The 21159-nt window shown below is 52.5% G+C and carries 9 protein-coding genes; 6 read left to right on the top strand and 3 right to left on the bottom strand.

What is annotated here, in order from left to right; translation table 11 throughout:
* Positions 1 to 252: 252 nt before the first annotated feature.
* The 4 genes from V8G57_RS08905 to V8G57_RS08890 all read left to right on the top strand — a co-directional run bounded on the left by V8G57_RS08905 (position 253) and on the right by V8G57_RS08890 (position 14237).
* Positions 253 to 2064, top strand: a complete 1812-nt coding sequence (locus V8G57_RS08905; RefSeq protein WP_342829048.1) for a ShlB/FhaC/HecB family hemolysin secretion/activation protein — start codon at positions 253 to 255, stop codon at positions 2062 to 2064.
* Positions 2065 to 2101: 37 nt separating this feature from the next.
* On the top strand, positions 2102 to 11638 hold the full coding sequence (locus tag V8G57_RS08900; protein ID WP_342829047.1) for a hemagglutinin repeat-containing protein: 9537 nt from the start codon (positions 2102 to 2104) through the stop codon (positions 11636 to 11638).
* 444 nt (positions 11639 to 12082) lie between these two features.
* Complete coding sequence (locus tag V8G57_RS08895) at positions 12083 to 13006, top strand: FkbM family methyltransferase (protein ID WP_342829045.1); 924 nt, start codon at positions 12083 to 12085, stop codon at positions 13004 to 13006.
* Positions 13007 to 13643: 637 nt separating this feature from the next.
* Complete coding sequence (locus tag V8G57_RS08890) at positions 13644 to 14237, top strand: hypothetical protein (protein ID WP_342829044.1); 594 nt, start codon at positions 13644 to 13646, stop codon at positions 14235 to 14237.
* Positions 14238 to 14721: 484 nt separating this feature from the next.
* On the opposite strand, the gene V8G57_RS08885 is transcribed toward V8G57_RS08890, so the two are convergent.
* Positions 14722 to 17217, bottom strand: coding sequence for a hypothetical protein (locus V8G57_RS08885; protein WP_342829043.1), 2496 nt, complete (start codon positions 17215 to 17217; stop codon positions 14722 to 14724).
* Between the two features lie 60 nt (positions 17218 to 17277).
* Positions 17278 to 17577, bottom strand: coding sequence for a hypothetical protein (locus V8G57_RS08880; RefSeq protein WP_342829042.1), 300 nt, complete (start codon positions 17575 to 17577; stop codon positions 17278 to 17280).
* Between the two features lie 652 nt (positions 17578 to 18229).
* Between V8G57_RS08880 and V8G57_RS08875 the strand changes: the two genes are divergently transcribed.
* Positions 18230 to 18520, top strand: coding sequence for a hypothetical protein (locus V8G57_RS08875; protein ID WP_342829041.1), 291 nt, complete (start codon positions 18230 to 18232; stop codon positions 18518 to 18520).
* Positions 18521 to 18798: 278 nt separating this feature from the next.
* Positions 18799 to 19836 (top strand): hypothetical protein, encoded by a 1038-nt coding sequence (locus V8G57_RS08870; RefSeq protein ID WP_342829040.1) that lies wholly within the window; start codon positions 18799 to 18801, stop codon positions 19834 to 19836.
* Positions 19837 to 20045: 209 nt separating this feature from the next.
* On the opposite strand, the gene V8G57_RS08865 is transcribed toward V8G57_RS08870, so the two are convergent.
* Entirely contained in the window at positions 20046 to 20666 is a 621-nt protein-coding gene (locus V8G57_RS08865; RefSeq protein WP_342829039.1) for a hypothetical protein, read from the bottom strand.
* Positions 20667 to 21159 lie beyond the last annotated feature (493 nt).

The following is a 21159-nucleotide window of genomic DNA, read 5'->3' as shown; positions in this document are numbered from 1 at the left end:
CGGGGAAATTGGCTGCATCAGCTTGACGCAAAATAACGCATTTTGTGCGGTATTCCCATGGACATCGAATCATCGATAGCATGTAGATATTATTTCCTTGCGGAAAAGTCGTTGTTTTGATGCAACTAAATAGCACGAATTTGGGGCACTAATGTCAACCTTTGCAAAATTTTATCGTTAGTTAACAAATAACATTCAAGTCCTCACTACACTTCTCCTTTCCGAACAAAAACAACAAAGAAAGCAAGGGAAATGGGGAAGCGTTTTAGACGTAAGGGGAACCTGTGCGATTTTGCCAAGGGCGTTAGCCTGGCTTTGCTATTGGTTGGCGCCATGCCCATCGCGCATGCACAATCAGTACAGACGCCGGACAGCGAAGAACAGCGCCGCCGCAGTCAGGCCGAAGCGCAGGAGAGGCAACGCCAGTTGCAGGCGCCGAATGTCAATTTGCAAAGTGCTGCGCCAGTGGAAGAGATAGACAGCCTTGCGCTGCCGACCGAATCCCCATGTTTCACTATTCATCAATTCGTCCTGGACGTGCCAGCGCAGTTATCGCCCGCGATTCGCGCTGCCGGCGCCAGCGATCTGCCGTTTGATCACTTCCGCTTCGCTCAAGATTACCTTCGCCGCTACGATGGCGCCTGTGTCGGCAAAAACGGTTTAGATCTGATCGTCAAACGCCTGACTGCCTTGATCTTGAGCAAAGGTTACAGCACGACCCGTATTGGTATTCCAGGGCAGGACATCGCTGGAGGTGTCCTGAAGCTGGTGCTTGTGCCTGGCGTGATCCGTGCCATCCGCTTTAGCGATCCAACCTTGTATGACACCTGGAAAACCGCTTTCCCGACCGGCCCCGGCAAGCTGCTCAATTTGCGCGATCTGGAGCAAGGGCTGGAGCAAATGAAACGGATTCCCAGTCAGGACGTGGACATGCAGATCTTCCCAGGCGAGACGCCGGGCGAAAGCGATGTCGTGATTTCCGTGAAACGCAGCAAGCCGTGGAAGCTGACCGGTACGCTGGACGATAGCGGCGCTAAGGGCACCGGCAAGCTGCAAGCCGGCTTGAATCTGGCGGTCGACAATCCGCTGGGATTGAACGACCTGTTCAACATTGGCGTGACAACCGACGCTGACCGCAAGGCAGGGCAGCGCGGTACGACCGGGAACAATGTGTACTACGCACTCCCGGTCGGCTACTGGAATTTTGCGGTTTCCGGCAGCACGTACGATTATCATCAAGAGGTCGCAGGAGCCAACCAGACCTTCGTTTCCAGCGGCAAGTCGCGCAATCTGGAACTCAAAATTGCGCAACTATTTCAGCGTGACCAGGTGCAAAAGAATAGCTGGCAATTCAAGGTCGGCAAGCGCTGGAGTCACTCCTATGTTGACGATACTGAAATCGCCGCACAAGACCGCAACACCACCTTTGCCGAACTGGCCTGGGTGCATACCCATTACTTCGGCAGCGCGCAGCTCGATCTGACGCTGGTCAACCGTTGGGGTGTCAGCTGGTTCAACGGCCAAACCTATGCCAAGGATATATTAGGCCAGGAAGACCCTAGCACAAACAATCTGCACTACACCTTGCAGACCATCGACGCCACCCTCAGTGTGCCGTTCAAGATCGCCAATCAATCCTTGACCTATATCGGCACGTTTCGCGGCCAACTCACGCGTTCGCAATTAAATCTGACAGATCAGTTCAGTATCGGCAACCGGTACACGGTGCGCGGTTTCGACGGGGAGCTGACCCTCGCTGCCGAACGCGGATTTTATTTGCGCAACGAATTGAATCTGCCAATTGTCAATAGCGGCCAGTCGGCTTATGTCGGCCTCGATTATGGGAAGGTCTACGGCCCCAGCGTGCGTGGCTGGCCGAAAACAGCTGACAGACCCGCTAACCAAGGTTTGCTCGGCAATAAGCTGGCTGGCGCCACCCTTGGTCTGCGCGGCGGTTTGTTCGGCCTGAGCTATGACGTGTTCTCCAGCTGGGCGCTATATAAGCCGCAAGGTTTTGGTACTGCCATGCCTGCTGTCGGTTTCAACCTGAGTTACCAATACTAATACCTGCGTTGTCTTTACCCTGAATCGGAACACCAAGATGAACAAGCAAAATTTCCGCGTCATTTTTAATAAAAACCGTGGCATGTTGATGGCGGTGGCGGAGAACGTAACCAGCCAGGGTAAAGGATCGGGAGCCGGCAGCACGTCGAGCGCGACTGGTGTCCCACTGATGCGCTTCGCACAGTTGGCGGTTGCCGTGGCGGCACTCTTTGGCGGTGTCGCGGTAGTGTCTGCACAGATTGTCGCGGATCCGAATGCGGGGAACCGTCGGCCGACTGTCACCCAAACCGCCAACGGCATTCCCTTGGTGAACATCGTGGCGCCAAGTAGCGCGGGCGTGTCACATAATCAGTACAACCAGTTCTCGGTCGGCAGCCAAGGCGCGGTGCTGAATAATTCTGCGACCAGCGTACAAACGCAACAGGCGGGCTGGATTTCTGGCAATGCGAATCTCACGCCTGGCAATTCGGCGCGGATTATCTTGAACGAAGTGACCGGCACAAGTCGCAGTCAACTGAATGGCTATATTGAAGTGGCCGGGCAGAAGGCGCAAGTGGTGATTGCCAACGTAAACGGTATTTCCTGCTCGGGATGCGGATTCATCAATACCTCGCGGGGTGTTTTGACAACCGGCACGCCGGTATTCGGCGGGGACGGCAGCCTGCAGGCATTTCGGGTAACACGCGGCGATATTCAGATCGGCGCAAACGGCTTGAATGGCAACAACCTGGATCAATTGGATCTGATTGCGCGTTCGGTGTCAGTGAATGGTCAGTTGTGGGCAAATAATCTCAATGTGGTAGCTGGTGCCAATACGGTCAATTACGCGGACCTAGGCGTGCAAGTGATCCAGGGCGATGACGGCAAGCCAACGGTCGGCATCGACGTGGCATCCATTGGTGGCATGTATGCCAATAAGATTAAGCTGGTCGGCACGGAAGCAGGTGTCGGTGTCGTCAGCCTCGGCAATATCGCCGCCCAAGCTGGGGATCTGAATATCGATAACCAGGGCGTAATTACCCTGAACGGCAAGACGACAGCCAGCGGCCAGGTGCGTATTGTCGGCAACGACGGTATCACGAATACTGGCACGTTATACGGGCAGCAGGCTGTGCAGCTCTATAGCGCAGGCCAGATTGCCAATAGCGGCACGGTCGCAGCGCAGAGTGACTTGGGCCTGTTCTCTGGCAGCATTAATTCGACTGGCGCATTAGGGGCGGGGGTAGATGCGACCGGGCATACCACGCAAGCAGGCAGTATCAGCCTGACAGCATCAGGCAACATCGCTGCCACCGGCCAGAATACGGCGAGTACCGATATTGAGATCGGCGGCGCCAGCATCAACCTCGCCCATGGACAAATCAACGCTGGACGCAATGTCGGTCTGACAGCACGCGCCGGCGACATCGATCAAACGGGCGGTACACTGCAAGCTGCGGGTACGGCGACAATCAATGCTACTGGCGCCCTCATCAATGACCAGGGCAGTATCAATGCCGCACAGGTGGGGATTAACGCAGGCAGCCTGTCCAATACTGGCGGCAGTATTTCGCAATCGGGCACTGGCGACACCAGCATTGTGACTGCCGGTGCATTGAACAACGCGGGCACCATCGCCACCAACGCCAATAATCTGTCGATCCAGTCGGGCAGCCTGAGCAATAACGGCGGTCAGATCAATCATGCGGGAACCGGCACGGCCAGGATACAGACAGGCACCTTCTCCAACGCCCAAGGAGCCATTGCGACCAACGGCGCGGCCAGCATTACGGCAGGTGCTGCCACCAACAACGGTTCTATCAGCGCACAGCAGACGCTGGATTTGACGGCAACCTCGCTGAACAATAACGGCGGCACACTGACATCAAACAGTGCCATGACGGTCAATGCCGGCACGCAGTTGAACAACAACGGCGGCGCCATTCAGGCGGGAACCACGACGAGCCCGAGAAGCGTTAAAGTCACTGCTGCCAATCTGGATAACAGCGGCGGGACCTTGGGGGCCGGCACGATCGATCTGGAAGCGACCAATCTGGTCAATGCCGCAGGCAAGATCATCCAGAACAACACCAATGGCACGGCCACGATCAACGTGTCGCAGCTGTTGAACAACAGCACAGGTATGATCGGTGTTGTTGCCAATAATGTGACCGTGGCGGCAGGGGCCATCAACAACGATCACGGCTCATTCGCCCATACGGGCGCTGGTGTCTTGACGGTGCAAACCGGCGCCCTGTCAAATAATGGCGGCGTACTGGGCACGAACGGCGCTGCTGCGATCACGGCCAGTTCCATTGCGAACCAGGGCGGCAAGCTGACAGCGGTCGGTAACGAATCGGTCACCAGCACAGGCAATGTCGACAACAGCCAGGGCGGTTATATCGGCGGTGCGGCGGTCGCTGTGAACGCAAATACCGGACAGATCAACAACCAGGGCGGCACGATAGAAGGGGCGACGGTAGGGGCGACGGTCAACGCCCAGGCACTCAATAACGCCGCCGGTAAAATCCAGAATCTCGGCACGAGCGCTGTTGCCGTGACGGTTGCTCAGGCGCTCGACAACGCCGCAGGCAGCATCAGCGGTAAAGGTGCCGTGACGGCGAATGCCGGCAGCATCAATAATGCCGCCGGTGCCATTGGCGCATTAGGTGACTTATCCGTGTCTTCCGCCAGTACGCTCGATAACACCAACGGTTCCACTGAGGCGATGGGCAATGTGACAGCGACTGCCCAGGGCGCGTTGACGAACGTCGGCGGCAAGATCGAGGCCCTGGGTACTACCGGTCAATTGCAGGTAGCCGGCAGCACGGTCGACAATACAAATGGCAAGATTATCAATGTCGGCACAGGTCAAACTACCGTTACAGGTAGCACCGGAATAACCAATACGAATCCGTCCGCGATTTCTGGCGCCGGTCTGATCGGCGGCGCTGGTGACGTGACCATTGCCACCCCAACCCTATCGAATACCCAAGGCGGGCAAGTGATCGCCGGTGGTGCTTTGAACTTGAACACGCCGAACAGCGTCAACAATACCGGCGGGCAGTTGATCGCCACCAACGCGCTGACACTCAATCAGGCCGGTGCGACGCTTAAAAATGTTGGCGGAGGTATCAGCGGCGGGAATGTCGCGCTGACCGCTGCCAGTATCGATAATACGAACGGCAGCATTGCCAACCCGGCAGGCATCGGCAGCATAGCGATCAACACTGGAACGCTGACCAATACCAACGGCGCTGTCGGCAGCGGCCAGGATTTGCAACTGGCAGTTACCACCCTGACGGGCGACGGCAAGATCGTTGCCGGTCGTGATGGCGTTGTCAACCTGCAGGAAGATTACACCAATGATGCTGGCAACCAGATCACTGCGAACCGCAACCTGACGCTATCCACTACCGGCAACCTAGTCAATACCGGCACCTTGGCCGCCGCCGGCAACCTCTCGCTCAATGCCGCCAATGTGTGGAACGCGGCCGGTGCTGATATTGCTTCGGGCAATCCAGGTGACACAACAACCGGCACGACAACTGTCAATGCCGGCGCCGGCGGCATCGTCAATGCTGGGCGCATTGAGGGCAACAACGTCAATACGACCAGCAACCAGCTTGGCAATACCGGCACGCTGATCGGCAACACCGTGACCGTGAATGCCAATACGATTACCAACGATGGCGCGGCGGCCATCATTGCCGGCGTCAACCAGGTCAATCTGTGGGTAGCCAACACGATCACCAACCAGAATGGTGCGACGCTCTATAGCTTGGGTGATCTAAATATCGCCGCCAATGGCGCCAAGGATGCGAACGGCTACCTGTTTAACCAGACCGGCACCATCAACAACCTGTCGTCGACCATCGAAGCCGACGGTACCTTGAACATTGCTGCGAACCAGATCAACAACGTCCGGCAGAACGTGTCGACCAATACCGTCACGACCTCGGATACCACGACGACGATGACGATGCCGTCCTGGTGGACCTCGCTGGCACCAGGCAGTTCCCCTACACGTAATCCGAATACGCAGCTCTATGATGCCTATTACCTCAATCCGGCATCCATTGTATCGGTGACGCCGGTGGTGACACCGGACGGGTATCTGGTCTATAAGGCCGTCGTGACGCTGTCGGTCAACGATTCGGCGTTTGGATTGATGAATAGCGGTTTGACCTATCTGTTGCCCAATGGCGCCGGTGATGTCCAGTATGGCAGCCAGTCACGCGTGACGCCGACGGCCGGCACGCAGGTCATCTACTTTACGAACCGCAGAGACAACCAGGTCAATCCCGACCAGGTCGCTGGCAACAGTGCCTGGTCCGATTACAGCAATTACATTTATCGCAATGTATTAGGGACGATTACCTATTCGAACCAGTACGGCAACTGCACCACCAATTGCGTACGCTTGCAGACCTATCAAGACTACACCGACCCGAGCAGCATCATTGGCATCGATACGCGGAAGGTGCAAGCCTATTTCCCGGGAAGTTATCCGGTCGAGGTGCAACGGATCGCGCACCAGGTGGTGACGGAAACGCAACTGGCCTCCACTACCGGCACGCCCGCCAAGATCACCTCCGGCGGTGCCATGCACATGGCTATCGGGACGCAGCTCAACAATGACAACGGCCAAATCGCTGCCGGCGGCAATTTGACCATCGACGGCGTGGCTTCAGCGGACGGCAGCAACAATACCAAGATCGTCAACACCAGCACGCAATTGACGCGCACTTATACGTCGACCAACCAGTCTGGATTCGGTACGTCAGATAGCTTGCCCGCGCCGCCAGTGCAATGGACAACCTGGAGTAATACGCCGATTACGCTGAATATTGGCGTGGCGGGCGGCACGATCACCAGCAATCAGGCCGTATCGATTTCGGGCGGTCAAGTCAGCAATAACAGTGTGGGCGCCTCAACGCGCCCTGTCGGTGCGAGTGCAGGATCGCTGGGCCTGGGTGATGGCATCGTGCCGCTTTCCCTGGTCGGTGGCGGTAATGTGGGCAGTATCCCAACCGTTGTCCCGGGTGCTGCGCGTGTTGTTGATGGCGCGCGCGCTGGCACTGTGAATACCGTGTTGCCGACTAACGGACTGTATTCGGTGCGGCCGCAGCCGAATCAACCGTATCTGATTGCCACCGATCCGCGCTTTACGCAATACGGCAATTTCATCTCCAGCGACTACATGCTCAATTTGCTAGGGATCAATCCGGCAGTGACACAAAAGAGATTAGGTGATGGCTTCTATGAAGAAAAACTGGTCACGGACCAGGTCACCAACCTGACCGGCAAGCGCTATTTGAATGGTTATGCCAACGCGGAAGAGGAATATAAATCGCTGATGACCAATGGCGCGCAGTACGCCAAGCAGTTCAATATGGTGCCGGGCCTGGCGCTGTCGGATGCACAGATGGCGGCGCTGACCACTGACATCGTTTGGTTAGTGAGTCAAACCGTGACTCTGCCGGACGGCAGTCAGCAAACGGTGCTGGTGCCGCAGGTGTACCTGGCGAAGAATATGGACTTGACGCCGACCGGCGCTTTGATTGCGGGCGATTCGGTCAGCATCCAGGGTAAGGACATCATCAATACAGGCGGTACGATCTCGGGCAAGCAGCAGCTCCTGCTGGCAGCCGATCACGACATCAGCAACATTGGCGGCACGCTTTCCGGCGGTAATGTCGGCCTGTTTGCGGGCAACAATATTCTCGATCAATCCGTGACCAACACGGCGATCAGCAACTTCGGCAACAACAGCTCGACGGTGACGGCAGTCGGTGCGGTCGGCAAGATCGCCGCGACGAACAATTTGGTCATGTCCGCCGGCCAGAATCTGACTTTGCAGGGTGCCCAGGTCGGCGCCGGTGGCAACGCGATGCTGACTGCAGGTAATGCGATCAATGTTGAAACTGTCGCAACAGGCACGCATTATGTGTCGCAGGCCGGGAGCACCACGACCGACCAGCAAGTCACGCATTCCGTCGGCAGCACGGTTGCAGCGGGCGGCAATCTGGGTCTGGTGAGCAAGGGTGACCTGACCGTGACAGCGGGCAATCTGTCGGCAGGCAAGGATATGCTGGTGGCCGCCGGCGGCAACGTCACTATTCAGAACGCGACGGACAACAACAGTTATCACTCGGAAGGCCAAGGCAAGGCCGGCCATACCGAAGGATCGCAGGTTCTTGACGAACATATGCAGAACGCCGTCGGCAGCAGTTTGACAGCGGGAGGCAATGCGACCGTGTTGGCCGGCGCCCAGCAAGATGCGGCTGGCAATGTAGTCTTGGTCAAAGGTGCAACTGCGAAGGATTTGACGCTCACCGCCAGCACGATCACGGCAGGAACGAATGCGGACGGTTTGGGTAATGCGACCTTGGGCGCTACGGGCAACGTCACCTTGGGTGAATCGATCTCGCATGCCGATTTCAGCCAGGAAGATCGCAGCCATAGCCATGGTCTGCTGTCCTCCAGCAGTAGTCATGATGTGATCACCAAGACCGAGAACACCGCACTGGGTAGCACGGTATCGGGTAACCAGGTCAACGTGACCGCCGGCAACGATGTGACGGTGCGCGGTAGCGGTATTGCGGCGACCAACGACCTGAACATTAATGCCGGCAACAACGTCAATATCGTGACGTCGCAAAGCAACCAAACGGAGACGGGCCTCCATGAAAAGTCGAAATCGGGGTTGATGGGTAGCGGCGGGATTGGTTTCACAGTTGGCAACCGTTCGCAGAACGGCACAGAAACGGCGACCTCCACGACCAATAACAGCAGTACCGTGGGCAGTATTGATGGCAACGTCAATATCAACGCCGGCAACACCTACAATCAGAGCGGCAGCAATGTGATTGCCATGAAAGGCGATATTGGTATTGCGGCGCAAAAGGTCAACATTGTTGGGGTCAAGGACACCAGCAGCGATACGCAGACCAGCGCATATACCCAGAGCGGTTTGACACTGGCGGTGTCGGCGCCGGTGATCACCGCCATCCAGGGCATCCAGCAGATGGGCAATGCGGCCAGTAAAACGGACGATACGCGCATGAAGGTGTTGGCCGGTGCGGCAGCCGGGTCGATGGCTTACAACGCTTACAACGGCGTCGCTCAAAATGCTGCTACCGATAAAAGTCAGGCCACCGGCTTTACGGTCAGCCTGACTGTGGGATCGTCCAGCAGCAATAGCCAGAGCACACAAAGCAGCAGCACGGTGGTCGGCTCTAACGTCAAAGCCGGCGGCAACCTCTCCATCAAGGCGACTGGGGCCGGTAAAGACAGCGACATCAATGTCATCGGCAGCAATGTCAACGCCGGACAGGATGCCTTATTAAAAGCCGATGGCGATATCAATCTGAAGGCGGCGCAAAGCACCAGTACCCAGCAATCGACCAGTTCCTCGAATAGCGGCGCAGTCGGGATTGCGGCAACGTATGGGAAGGACGGCTTTGCTTTCGGGATTACCGCCAGCGCTTCCGGCAGTCGGGGCAATGGCAACGGTACCGATGTCGTCAACGTGAACAGCAATGTGGGGGCGGGTAATACCCTCGTGCTGTCGTCGGGACATGACACCAATATCCAAGGTGCGGTAGCCAGCGGCAACCAGGTGTTTGCCAATGTCGGCACCAGCGGCCAGGGCAATCTGAACATCCAGAGTCTGCAAGACACCAGCACCTATAAGAGCAAGGATCAGGCTATCGGCGGTACTGTCACCATCGGTTATGGTGCGTCCGGCAGCATCAATGCCAGCCAGAGCAAGGTCGATGGCGATTACGCCAGCGTTACGCAGCAGTCGGGCATCAAGGCGGGTGACGGCGGCTTTGTGGTGAACGTCAACGGTAACACCGATCTGAAAGGCGGCGTGATTGCCAGCACGGCGACGCCGGATAACAACCTGCTGGTGACGCAAACACTGACGCAAAGCAATATCGAGAATACCAGCCACTACAGCGCCAGCGCTCAGAGCGTGGGCGGTGGTTATGGGGTCAGCGGCAGCAGCGGTGGCGGTGGCACGGCGCAGGGCGCCAATCTCTTGACGGTCCAGCAGGGCGGTCAAGGCAGTTCGTTGGGCGTGAGCAGCAAAGATGGTAGCAGCTCAGGCACCAGCTATGGCGGCGTCAGTGCAGGTACGGTGGTGATCACTGACGACAAGGCACAACAGGCGTTGACGGGACAGACGGCAGCGCAAGCGGTCGCTGCTGTGAACAACAATGTTGGCGTCACCAATGCCGGTTCGATCTCGAAGGACTGGAACGGCCAGCAACTCAACAACCAGGTGACCGCGAATGCCCAAATTGGTGCAGCATTTCTTCAGCAGGCTACGACCGACATCGGCAAGTATGCGGACACACAGAGGAATAAGCTGAATCTCCAGGCAAAGAGTCTCGATGAGACCGATCCTACGCAAGCCGCATCCTTGCGAGCAGAGGCCGCGACATGGGATGAGTCTGGAAGCAATCGCGTCGCCATGCATACCGCTGTCGGTTTGCTGGGAGGCGGTATTGGCGGGGCCGCTGGGGCATTCGTGTCGGCGGAGGCGATGGATACCATCGGCAAGGCCATTGAGAATATGGGCTTGCCGGATAGTGTTGCGAAGGGATTGGCGCAGGTAACAGCAACAGCGCTTGGCGCGGTCGTCGGTGGCAGCGCAGGAGCAGCATCCGGTCTGAATGTTGAGGCGAACAATCGGCAGTTGGATCAATCACAGTATGACTTAGCCAAGAAGTATGCGAGTTTGGTTGCTCAGAAACTTGGTATTTCGGTGGATGCCGCTGAAGGTCGAATTGTGGCCGAGGAGTTGCGTAATGTAAATGCGCAGACTTCCCAAGCTGAAGGAGGTATTCACGATTACCAGGTGATAAAGGTCATCGGTTGCCAGCTGTTGAGTTGTAACGCGTCAACCACCGATTTTAATTATTTGAATAATGCATTCAACTCGCAATACATCGCGCCAAATCAGCAGGAATATAATCTCGGCCTTGCGCAATCTAATACTGGACAAACCTATAGTCAGCTCGTCGCTGGTAACATCAAAAAGGATCCTGTCGGAGCAGCGCTCGCCGGTGGTGGAATGATAGGACTTGGTCTGGTGACAGCGGGGGGCGTGCCAGTGCTCGGTAGCATGGTGACAGGCGGGGCAATTGGAGGGACTGCAAATGCATCTATGCAAGCACTATTTAATAATGGAGCGATTACTCCCTTGGATGTCGGAATGGGAGCTTTGACAGGCGCCCTCACATTTGGAACGGGATTAGTGCCAGCGCTTTTGGTGAATACGGGAGGTGCTTTGGCCGGTTCCGGACTTAAAGGAGAAAATCCAAACCTCGGTATGAGTGGGGCTGCACTAGGAACAATAATTGGTTTTGGTCTAGGCACCGCTGCGGAAAAAGGCTTAAATAGCGTCTTAAATCCTTGGTATCGTCAACAATGGCAAGATCTGGGATATGGAATATCTGTGTTTGTTCCAAAAAATCCCCTTCCGTCAGTAACGGGAAATTCAATAGGAGCCGGTTTGCAGGAGGCAACTGGGAATACAACTAACGCGGTCGTTAACAGAAAACCAAATGGTGGTAAATAATGAAAATGCAGTTAAAGCGAGATATTGGTGCTTTTATATATATATTTCTACTATTGTTGATTGTGTATTTTTTGGCATTTTTATTTATTTGCTTAGGATATGTTCCATTTGTTCGTTGGATACAAACTAACGCCGCTTATTCACTACCAACTATCTCTGAGTTATTTCGCTACGGGAAGGCAGTTGTAATTTTGACGTTAATATCTTCGATTGGTTTATGGTTTTTTCAAAAAAAGCAGTCGCGCCGGTAATCTGACTAAGATTTAAACGTGGGCGAAATTTGGGCGAAAATGGAGACCATTCCAGCCCTCGCCAGACCGACTGGATTTTCTAATTTCTAGTGTTTACTAGACCTGGCGTGGTTTGGAGCGGATTGTAATGGTGGAGGCGGCGGGAATCAAATCCGCATCCCAGGTATAGCAAATCGAAATTACCGGAAATATATTGAAAAAATTCCTAAAATATCTTACGTCAGATGAGACCGGCCTGGTCCGCAACGTTGTATCAAATCTCGTACATGGCCGGAAGCTGTTTGACACGGGAGAAGTTGGTCAAGAGCGTCGCATCATGACCAGGATCGGCGATAAAAAATACAATATCTCATCGGATGACAATTATTTAAATCGGATAGGCAGGGTATTTGAGCCCGATATGGTGAAACTATTTGATTCATTGATTGAAGCTAACAATACTGTTTTCGATATTGGTGCAAATATCGGATGCACATCCATTCTGTTTGGCGATAAAGCGGAAAAAGTCTTTAGCTTCGAACCTTCTCCGACAACATTTCAATTTCTTCGAAAAAATATTTTTGCAGCAAAAATGAGCCATGTAACTCCTGTGAATTCTGGACTGGGAAAGACCGGAGGCGTCTACGAACTGGCGTTCTCCCCACAAAACCGGTCAGGAGGTTTTGTATTGAATAAAGCTCAGGTATCGCAAGGCCTTCACGTTGAATCTGTTCAGATTTTGCGTGGCGATTCCTATACCAAACAAGAGGGCATCGATAAAGTTGATTTCATTAAAATCGATGTTGAAGGTTTCGAGAGGGATGTAATTGAAGGACTGAGCCAAACCATCGCTGGCTCGAAACCCATTGTGGCTTTGGAACTTAACCACTGGTGCCTGAACGCCTTCCAACGCATCACGGTTCCTGATTTTTTCGATTTCCTACGTTCGATATTCCCTTATCTTTATGCCGTGGAAAAAAATGATATAGCTGACCTTCATAACGCCGACGAGGCATACCATGTGATGTTCAGTCACATCACCAAGGGGTTTAAGTATCCGAATTTGATTGGTGCTTTTGAACACCATCAACTCGCGAAATTTGGGAAGAAATATTCGCGAGCAATCTCTCCAAAATAGCACTGCAATAGCCTGCCATTGCGGTGCATTGGTCGATAAGATAACAAGGTGCTGAAATAATCGGCGTGGACCCTATAGCCAGTACTTGGCGGCTACCGAAACTGCGCCCGTAGAGCGAACCACTACTTCAGTCGTATTGGTATATAACGTACAAATCCTGCCCCCGCAACTAAATGTAAAAAAGCCCAATCATCAAACGATTGGGCTTTTTGTTGCCAGGGTGGCTACGCAGATAGCGCACAGGTAGCCACACGTTCTAAAGACTTAAAACGTGGGCGAAATTTGGGCGAAAACGGAGACCATTTGAGCCATCGTCAGACCTCGCAGTTTTTGTAACCACTAGTATTTACGAGGTCTGCGGTGGTCTGGTGTGGTTGTATTGGTGACCGATCATCGTTTGCTCAAGATGCCTTCATCGACTGAATGCCAAGGTTTCAACTTTTAATTTCGCGGGTATAAAAATTTGACGAAGCGGACGGTCTGGCGGACGTTTCCCTCCAGACTTTTGACTCCCCCTACCCCTTTGAGAGGTCCTTGGCGGGGTCAGCGTCGTCGTCCTGGGGTACCGAAGCCGCCCGTTGTCTTACGTGAAGACGGAGATTGAATACGTACTCTCGCTTGCACGGGGATATTCGATTTGCTCCAAGAACTGTTTTCTGTTCTTTGGGCAGAGCAGGTTACTTTATTTGACTTGGAGAAGGACAAAATACGGAAGCAAAGAAAGCTACCTTCATCATTTGCAGACATGGTCTTAAACGGCAAAACTGAGATTCGATCCGCAGCGTACATTGCCGAGAAATGGGCTCTACCTAATGAGGTTGCTGCCGAATACACCCGAATCGCCCCAATTTTTTCCGAACTGAGAAATTGGCGGGACCGAGTCATTCATAGCGGCGGAACGGTCGGTCACGTTTATACAGATGAGAGCGGTTTTATGATTGACGCGACCGACAAATTATTTTCCTGGGCAAATTGCTGGGCACCGGAGGAAGTAGGCGTCAACAATCTAGCCCCACTTGACCCCTGGCTGGCAAAAGTCGTGTTTGAGTCAATGAATGCATGCAATCGATTTGTGGAATCCTTCGCGCGCACTTTTTCCATGCCGGCGCCTATAGCACCCGGCCTGATGGTCTATTCAAGGAGTCCCATGAACGAGGCATTGCATCTCTTAAAAGATTTGCACGAGCTGCAAACAGCAAAACTGAACACAGCAAAAAACCCGAATTATTAACTCGGGAACCATTCCGGTAGGCTTTGGGTGTTTGTGCGTGCGACATACGAAAAAAGCCCCGACGAAACGAGGCTTTTTATAGGTGAGGGCTAATACCGTTCGCTGTGAGGCCTGCCGTAATGGCGAAAAAACTGCCGAAACACGACTTGCAAACTGCGAGTATAACTGTTGTCATAGAATATGTAGTATTCATTGTAGGTCCCTCCATAAGGTTGAAGATTGCGGTTGATATAGCACTGAAGTGATCAAAAGTGACCCCAAAAAACCAGCAACACAAAAACAAAATGGCAGACTTCAACAGCGGCGGATTCGAACCGCCCACACCTCCGAAGACGGGGAATTGGAAGTTCCAAAGAATGTAACAGATTTCGCCACTATTGTCAAGTAGCTCACATCCTGCAGACCAGCATTCATTTATATTGAGCCTATCCGATTGGGAGCGTGTTGACATTCACGATTGCCGCAGCGGCGGACCAGTCGTCGCCTACAGAAAACCAGACGGACCTTCATCCCACCCGCAAACGAACCCTCTCGCCTCAATCGACGGTGGTAATAACATACGAAGTTGTTTCACCTTTTGCTCCATCAGCCCACTGTCGCCTGATAAGGCGGCTAGGATCGCAGTGTCTGCCTGCAATTCGGTCACTGCAGCTGCCAGATCTGCTAAATCACTTTCCCGAATGAGATCGACGCGAACTTTTGCTTCACCGATCAACAACTTCCCATCAACAATGCAAACGACGTCCAATTCTCGGTCAGACTCGCGACTTGGGTTCTCCGGGTACGTTCGGAAAAGCATAGTTTGAGGCGAATAAATGAAGCTGTGACGCGACTCTTGGCGAAGAGCGCAAAGAGCCCAGGCGACGGTCAACGTATCGTGCTCACGCAAACATGTACTAAAAAATTCGTTTAAACGAAAGTCCAATTCAAGATCGATCGGAAGTTGATGCCCGTGGCGGCATACCTCACAAAGCATCTGCTCCTTCAATTCGGCAATACCAATCCAATTTCTGTGTGAACAGCGTCGACATGACCACTCATGACCTCGATAGAACGCTCCACACTCGAAAAGAAAACTCAGTGCACCCTCCAAATCTTCCGGAGCATCGGCAAGAATCTCGCTCTTTCGGGCGAGCATATGAGCGTCCGCATCGATTGCAGCCGTTAATTCATCCTCCCAATCAGCAAGCAACCACTCAAAATTCGTCGTCTCACGAGGAATACTTAGCTTTCGCGATTTTTGTATCACTCGTTCGGCTAATCGCAGCCACCCCGCGTCGTCGTTGATCACCAACTTGCCGTTCTTCGCCAAACGTGCCTTTAAGAAATCAATCACTTCAATATACTTATTTCGGGCGGGTGCCGCCATATTCAAGAATTGGGATCGCCAAAAGTGATTACTTAGAACGCGCTCAAAATTGTTCAGCGAACCGAACATATCCAAAGTCCCACTGAGGTACCGTCCTTTATCAGAAATTGCCGAATGTTCATATGGCGGTGGCAGGACCTTGCTTGCACGCATATCGCTTCGGAGATAACCTCCCGTTCCGCAAAGTATCGAATAGAACAAATTTTTTTCGTTGGGTTGTTTGACTTCGATGTGCGGCATACTTACATCTGTCCAAATCGAAGTAAATCCATTTCGTAATATTCGTGCTACTGAACTCGGATGAAGCATACGCGCTAGTTGCGAACGGTTCGGCAACATCCAAACGTCTCGCACGTTGTCAAATCGAGAGCAATCGTGCAAACGATCAACCTTCATATCTACAAGCCAAAACCCACGAGAAAAAATCGGATTCATGCCAGCGCAGTAGTTAAGTTGCAATGGGTTCGGGGCACTAACGAAAGTTGACGGATCCCGTATCTGTGCTTCCGCGATCGCTGGATTCGTCCTTCCCAATTCGTAAGAGCTATAAATTCGCGTCACATCAGGCGGACAACAGTCGTCAATCGAAACGATCACTTCGAACTCAACATTCGACATTCCAGTGGCCTGCACCTTCGCCATGAACTCTTGGACGTCTGCGGCAGTTAGAGAGCTTGACCTAACCGCGATTCTGGCTGATCCATTCTGCTGCCCGATCCAATTGGATTTGCGGAGAAAGTTCCCGATTTTTGAACCTATATCCCCTTGAAATCGGTTTGTAGCTGGAACGCGTAAGGTTTTGTAAGGTTGGCTTGTTGCACTGCCAAAAAGAAGCCCAGCATTCCAACATGACACCCGATCGGTGAACGAGTCGCCAATCACTAGGCAAAATTTTTCGTTCCACGGGTGATCCGGACGGTGTGGCTGGCAATTTAAATTTGATAGCTGGGACAGCGTTGTGACGCCACCGGACTGCAGCATGCGATCGAGAAGTTCGTAGCCATCCGTCAAATCTTCGGCGCCCATACTCCGAAAATGCCAACGATCATCCGGCGCATCCTTTGGGACCAAGTTTAGACCCCGCATGCCTATTTGCTCATGAATCGGAAAACCAACCAAACTGTCGTGTAGAGTGCCGAAATTATCCTTGATAAACCCGTCGTCCTTCCAGGCAGGATAGCAATCAAGTATCAGATCCGGCGCGCCTTGAAACGCGCTAGACCGCGCTTTCAGAAACGGTATCCATGAAATGGACGAAAGCCCATGCCTTTCGACTCCCACGCGCGGATTTTTCACCGGCTCGTCACGTTTGCGCGCCTGCTGAACAATCTCAGTGTCGGCAAGTAGTCCAACTAAAACTGAAGTGTACGCGTCGTTGTCATATGTCAGGACTACGACAACATCGGGATCCAAGATTCGTAACCATTCCTGATACCGATTCGAGATTGATCCATTGTCGGCCGGTACAACTAATGATTGTCGCCCTCCATCCCGGCCGAAACAATCAGCGAAGATGGCATCAAGCCACTGATGAACATCTGCCCCATCCTCAAGCAAATAGGCGATACGAACTGGCCGCGGGGTAGCTCGAATTCTCGGATCTGGCTTCATAGGCGCCACTAGTAGTTATCAATAAGTAATTGATAATACGCCAGTAACGTCTATGCCGCCTTAGTCTTTTTTTTTCTGGGCCGGCTCGATTAATGGAGTAGTCATTTTTTGCAATCGGCCATCGATCGCCAGTAGAGCAGCATAATCCACCTTATTCAAACCCTCCCAAATTTTGGCCTTGTTATCGTACAACGTCCTCTTCGGGATTTTGACGTGGTCAGCGATCGCTTGCACCTTGATGTCCCGTTCATAATAGGCACGCACGACCAGTTCACGTGCATTACGCAACGACAAACCTGTGAACAGCGATGTGGACCACTCCCTCAACGCAGCTATCGCCTCTTTGTACTCCTGAGTCATGTTGTTGTCGCTATTCCCACAGCATGAGCATTCGGCGAAGCGCGTCGAGTAGCGCGCAATGATACAAGCTCGGTGCAACGGCTCCGATCGTCCAACCTCGGCATGATGAAGCCCGCCTAGCCAGCGCCGTCGTGGGATACCAAACCCTTCCCGGCCCCGATGGCGCCCACATTCATCATCTTCGCCATCGGCGACAGAGCATACTGCTGCGATAAATAGCTGAATGCAAATGTCATCCGCTCAGGTGTCGATCCGCTTTATCACGATTTTGTGCGCACGCCGCAATTTGGTCTTCGGAGCCATAAGCTGACCTTTTGCAGGCATTATTTCATCTTGAGAATGTTAATGCTGTGGATGAACTTCATCGTACTTTCTAGGACAAAAAATAATTTCAGAGCGTTGCAAAATTGCCGCATGACAGACACAGGAAAGGTTTTAGTAGCGGGCTCGAGGCACGTCTTAAAGCTCAGTAGCGAGTCTGTGACAGACCTTGTTACTGAGTCTGTGATGACGTGGAAGCTAGCAAGGGGCTTGGTTGGGGGTAATAGGTCAACGTGTCAATAGTTGTTATAAATCTGTTAGATTGCTGTAGCGCATATCAAGAAGCCCAGCCGCGAGTGCGGTTTGTTAGTCAACGTAGAAAAGGGCACTCATGAACTCGACGATTATTCAAGCCATGAAACAACACGAGATATTGGAACTGCGTTATCACGGCTATTCCAGAGTTGTTGAGCCTCACGCCTATGGGCAAGATAAAGATGGTGACCAGATTCTTCGTTGTTATCAAACGTCAGGAGGAAGTGCGAGCGGTGAGCGCGCTGGGTGGAAGGTTCTGAAAGTGCGAGAGATACACTCTTTGCATTTGACTACTCATATTTTTTCAGCGCGACCGGACTATAAACGTGGGGATAAAATGATGGTCTACATTTTTGCGCAGCTTTAGACGACTTTCGCCTTTGCTCAATGCAGTTGATGAGAGGCACGTCGTTTGCTTTTCATCTTCGAATTTCGAGCTCAAACAAAGTCTTTACCGTCAAAACAGAGCACCTCACAACAGCCACATAAAACTGGAACATTGATCCCAATGGATTGGTTCTAAAAATTATGCTCCCTCACAAACCAAAATTGCTGAATGCGTTTAGGCTGCTTCGTATAGAGTTTGGACGACTACGGCGCGTTTACGATGCGTCTGTATATTCGTTTGCAACCACTCGGGAGCTATTGCAAAAACAGCTTGAGTCTGGCGAGATAACGGCGTCAACGAAAATATTGATTCCCAACACGGAACGGGTGTTGGCTTGGTCACCGCTAGAACTTCTCCAGCGCATGAATGAGACTTATCCAGAAATGTTGCGAGCGTCTCTTCTCATTCGAGCGGTTTCCCAAATGGAGAATTACTTGGTTGCGCTGTTAAGCGAGATCGCTGAACGGAGCCTTGTACCGTTCAAGTTACAAGACAAGATCGTTTCGTTCTCCCAGGCACAACTTCTGTCTTTCGAGACGGCAGAAAAATTGAAATCCCATCTAATTCAAGCCGAATGTCGTGGACTTAACGGGAAAGGCTTTCGCGATTTTGAAAAATACTACAAGAAGCGATTCAATATTGCGTTTTCCCAAAGTCCCGTTGCCGTTGAGGAGGTGGATGGTATCTACTCGAGAAGACATGTTCTTGTACACGCCGGTGGTGTAATTGACGATCAGTTTCGAAAGAGATTTTCACCAGATGCGCATCCGGGCCAACAACTGGAAATTTCTGAACAATACTTTCTCGAGGCTACGAAGAAACTCGAAGCGCTAGCGGAGTACTGCGCGCTGCGCGTAGGGACTCTATTTCCCAAAAATATAGAAATAGTCGCACCGCCGATCGCGCTTTTTATCGAAGAATTTTCCCAGTCGCTGTTTGATTTGAGAAACCAAGTGCGTGAACCTTCCGTTGCCGTTATACATTGGTTCGATGCTCAATTTCGTACACCGGAGCTTCTTAACGCGCATTTCTCAGAAAACAGTACTTTCAAAATTGGAGAACAGCCACATAAATTGGAACTGATTCTGGCCGGTAAAAAACGTACTGGTGAAAAGACTATTCAGTGGTTAGTATGTGGTGAAAAAAATATCGTTGGAGCATATATTGGATACCTCGCGTTTTTGTCGCGCCGAGGGATGCTTGAAGAGTTTGAGAAGCATCACATTATGCTTAAAAAGGGATTCATCAGTGAAGTCGGCAAGAAGCAAGTGACGACCAGTGCCAAGGATAATTAGCCATTCGATTGCTCGCTTGTGGCGTTACTGTTTATGAAATTTTGCCGCTCCCACTTCCTTCCCCCTTAACCCCTAAATTCAAACCCAAAAAGCAAACCCGAAAACCCTGTAACAAACCCCTATACATGGCAACATATATAGGAGTTCGAAATCCGAACAGGGAGATTAATTTTTGTGGGATTTGATGAAAATACTCGAAAGCCTTTTGTTTATGGCGCTTTCGAGCGATTTTCAAGCGATTTCCCCCTGTTCGATTTTCGAACTGGAAGAGAGTCGCTCTGTTTGAATTTCGAACTGGAATAATCGTGTTCCAGTTCGTTTTCCGAACTGGACGGGTTCGGATTTCGAACAGGGAGATTTTTTTTCGTCTGCTGCTTCTTTTTTCCTTCATCCTGCAATTCTGCAAATCTTTCAGCCAGCGCTCGCTCAGCATCGCGAACCGTATCGAACCGTAGATAGTCGTGTGAAGCCTTGTGCGATTGAACTCCCACCTTTGGTTGGTCAAATACTTCTAAGTCCGTGAAGCGGTACAGTGAAGGCATTCGACGTCCCTGTTTTAATCCACCTTCGATAGTCACAGCTATAAATCCCATTGCACGCAGTTCGTATAGGGCCTTTGCAAGTGTTGACGATGAAGTCCATCCCTTATGCTTGAGATCAGATAGCGTTGCACCTATATTGCCATTGTTCGTGCCGGTAATTTTTTCTCGCAGGTCGATGAATAGCGCTTTTGCAGCAAACCCGATAACCCGATAGGCCGGGCTGTTGAGCAAGGATCCGTAGACGCGAATGTGCCGCCCGTTAGGGTCTTGGTATTTAGGCTTAGCCATGTGCCGCCACGCTGTATTTACTGTGGATAGCGCAATCATGCAAGATGCGCTCCTTGGCTGCAGCGGAGAAGTCGTCGAGACGCGCTAAGGTTTCGGATATGCTCCATTCCAATTGTTTGCCACAAAATTCAATCAGAAACCAAGATTCGCTAGTAGGAAAGCAGAGCGCAACATTACCACCGCGATAGAACAGATTTCGGGGCGTTGAAGTGTGGATTGGGACAGGCGTGTTCGTGCTAGGCAAGTGAGCCTCCGTAGGTAGTTGGAGACCCGCTTCTCGCTCTCAAACGAGGGTGGCGGGCGCAAGGCAGGGTTGAGAGACCGGCACCTACAGCAACCGGCGTACCCGAAGGTACCCCCACCAAGGCCCGCCATTGGAGGCGCACGAAGGCAGTACGGACGAAAAAAAGCCGCTTGGAAGCGGTTGTCCGCTGTAGGATATTCTGGCTCTCACCCCAGGCCCCTTTTTTCTCAGGGACCTGATTAGAATACG

Origin of the sequence: Collimonas rhizosphaerae, assembly GCF_038896935.1 — a bacterium.
Lineage (GTDB): Bacteria > Pseudomonadota > Gammaproteobacteria > Burkholderiales > Burkholderiaceae_D > Collimonas > Collimonas rhizosphaerae.
The sequence above is the reverse complement of the archived record's forward strand: the minus strand, read 5'-3'. Positions and strand labels throughout refer to the sequence as shown.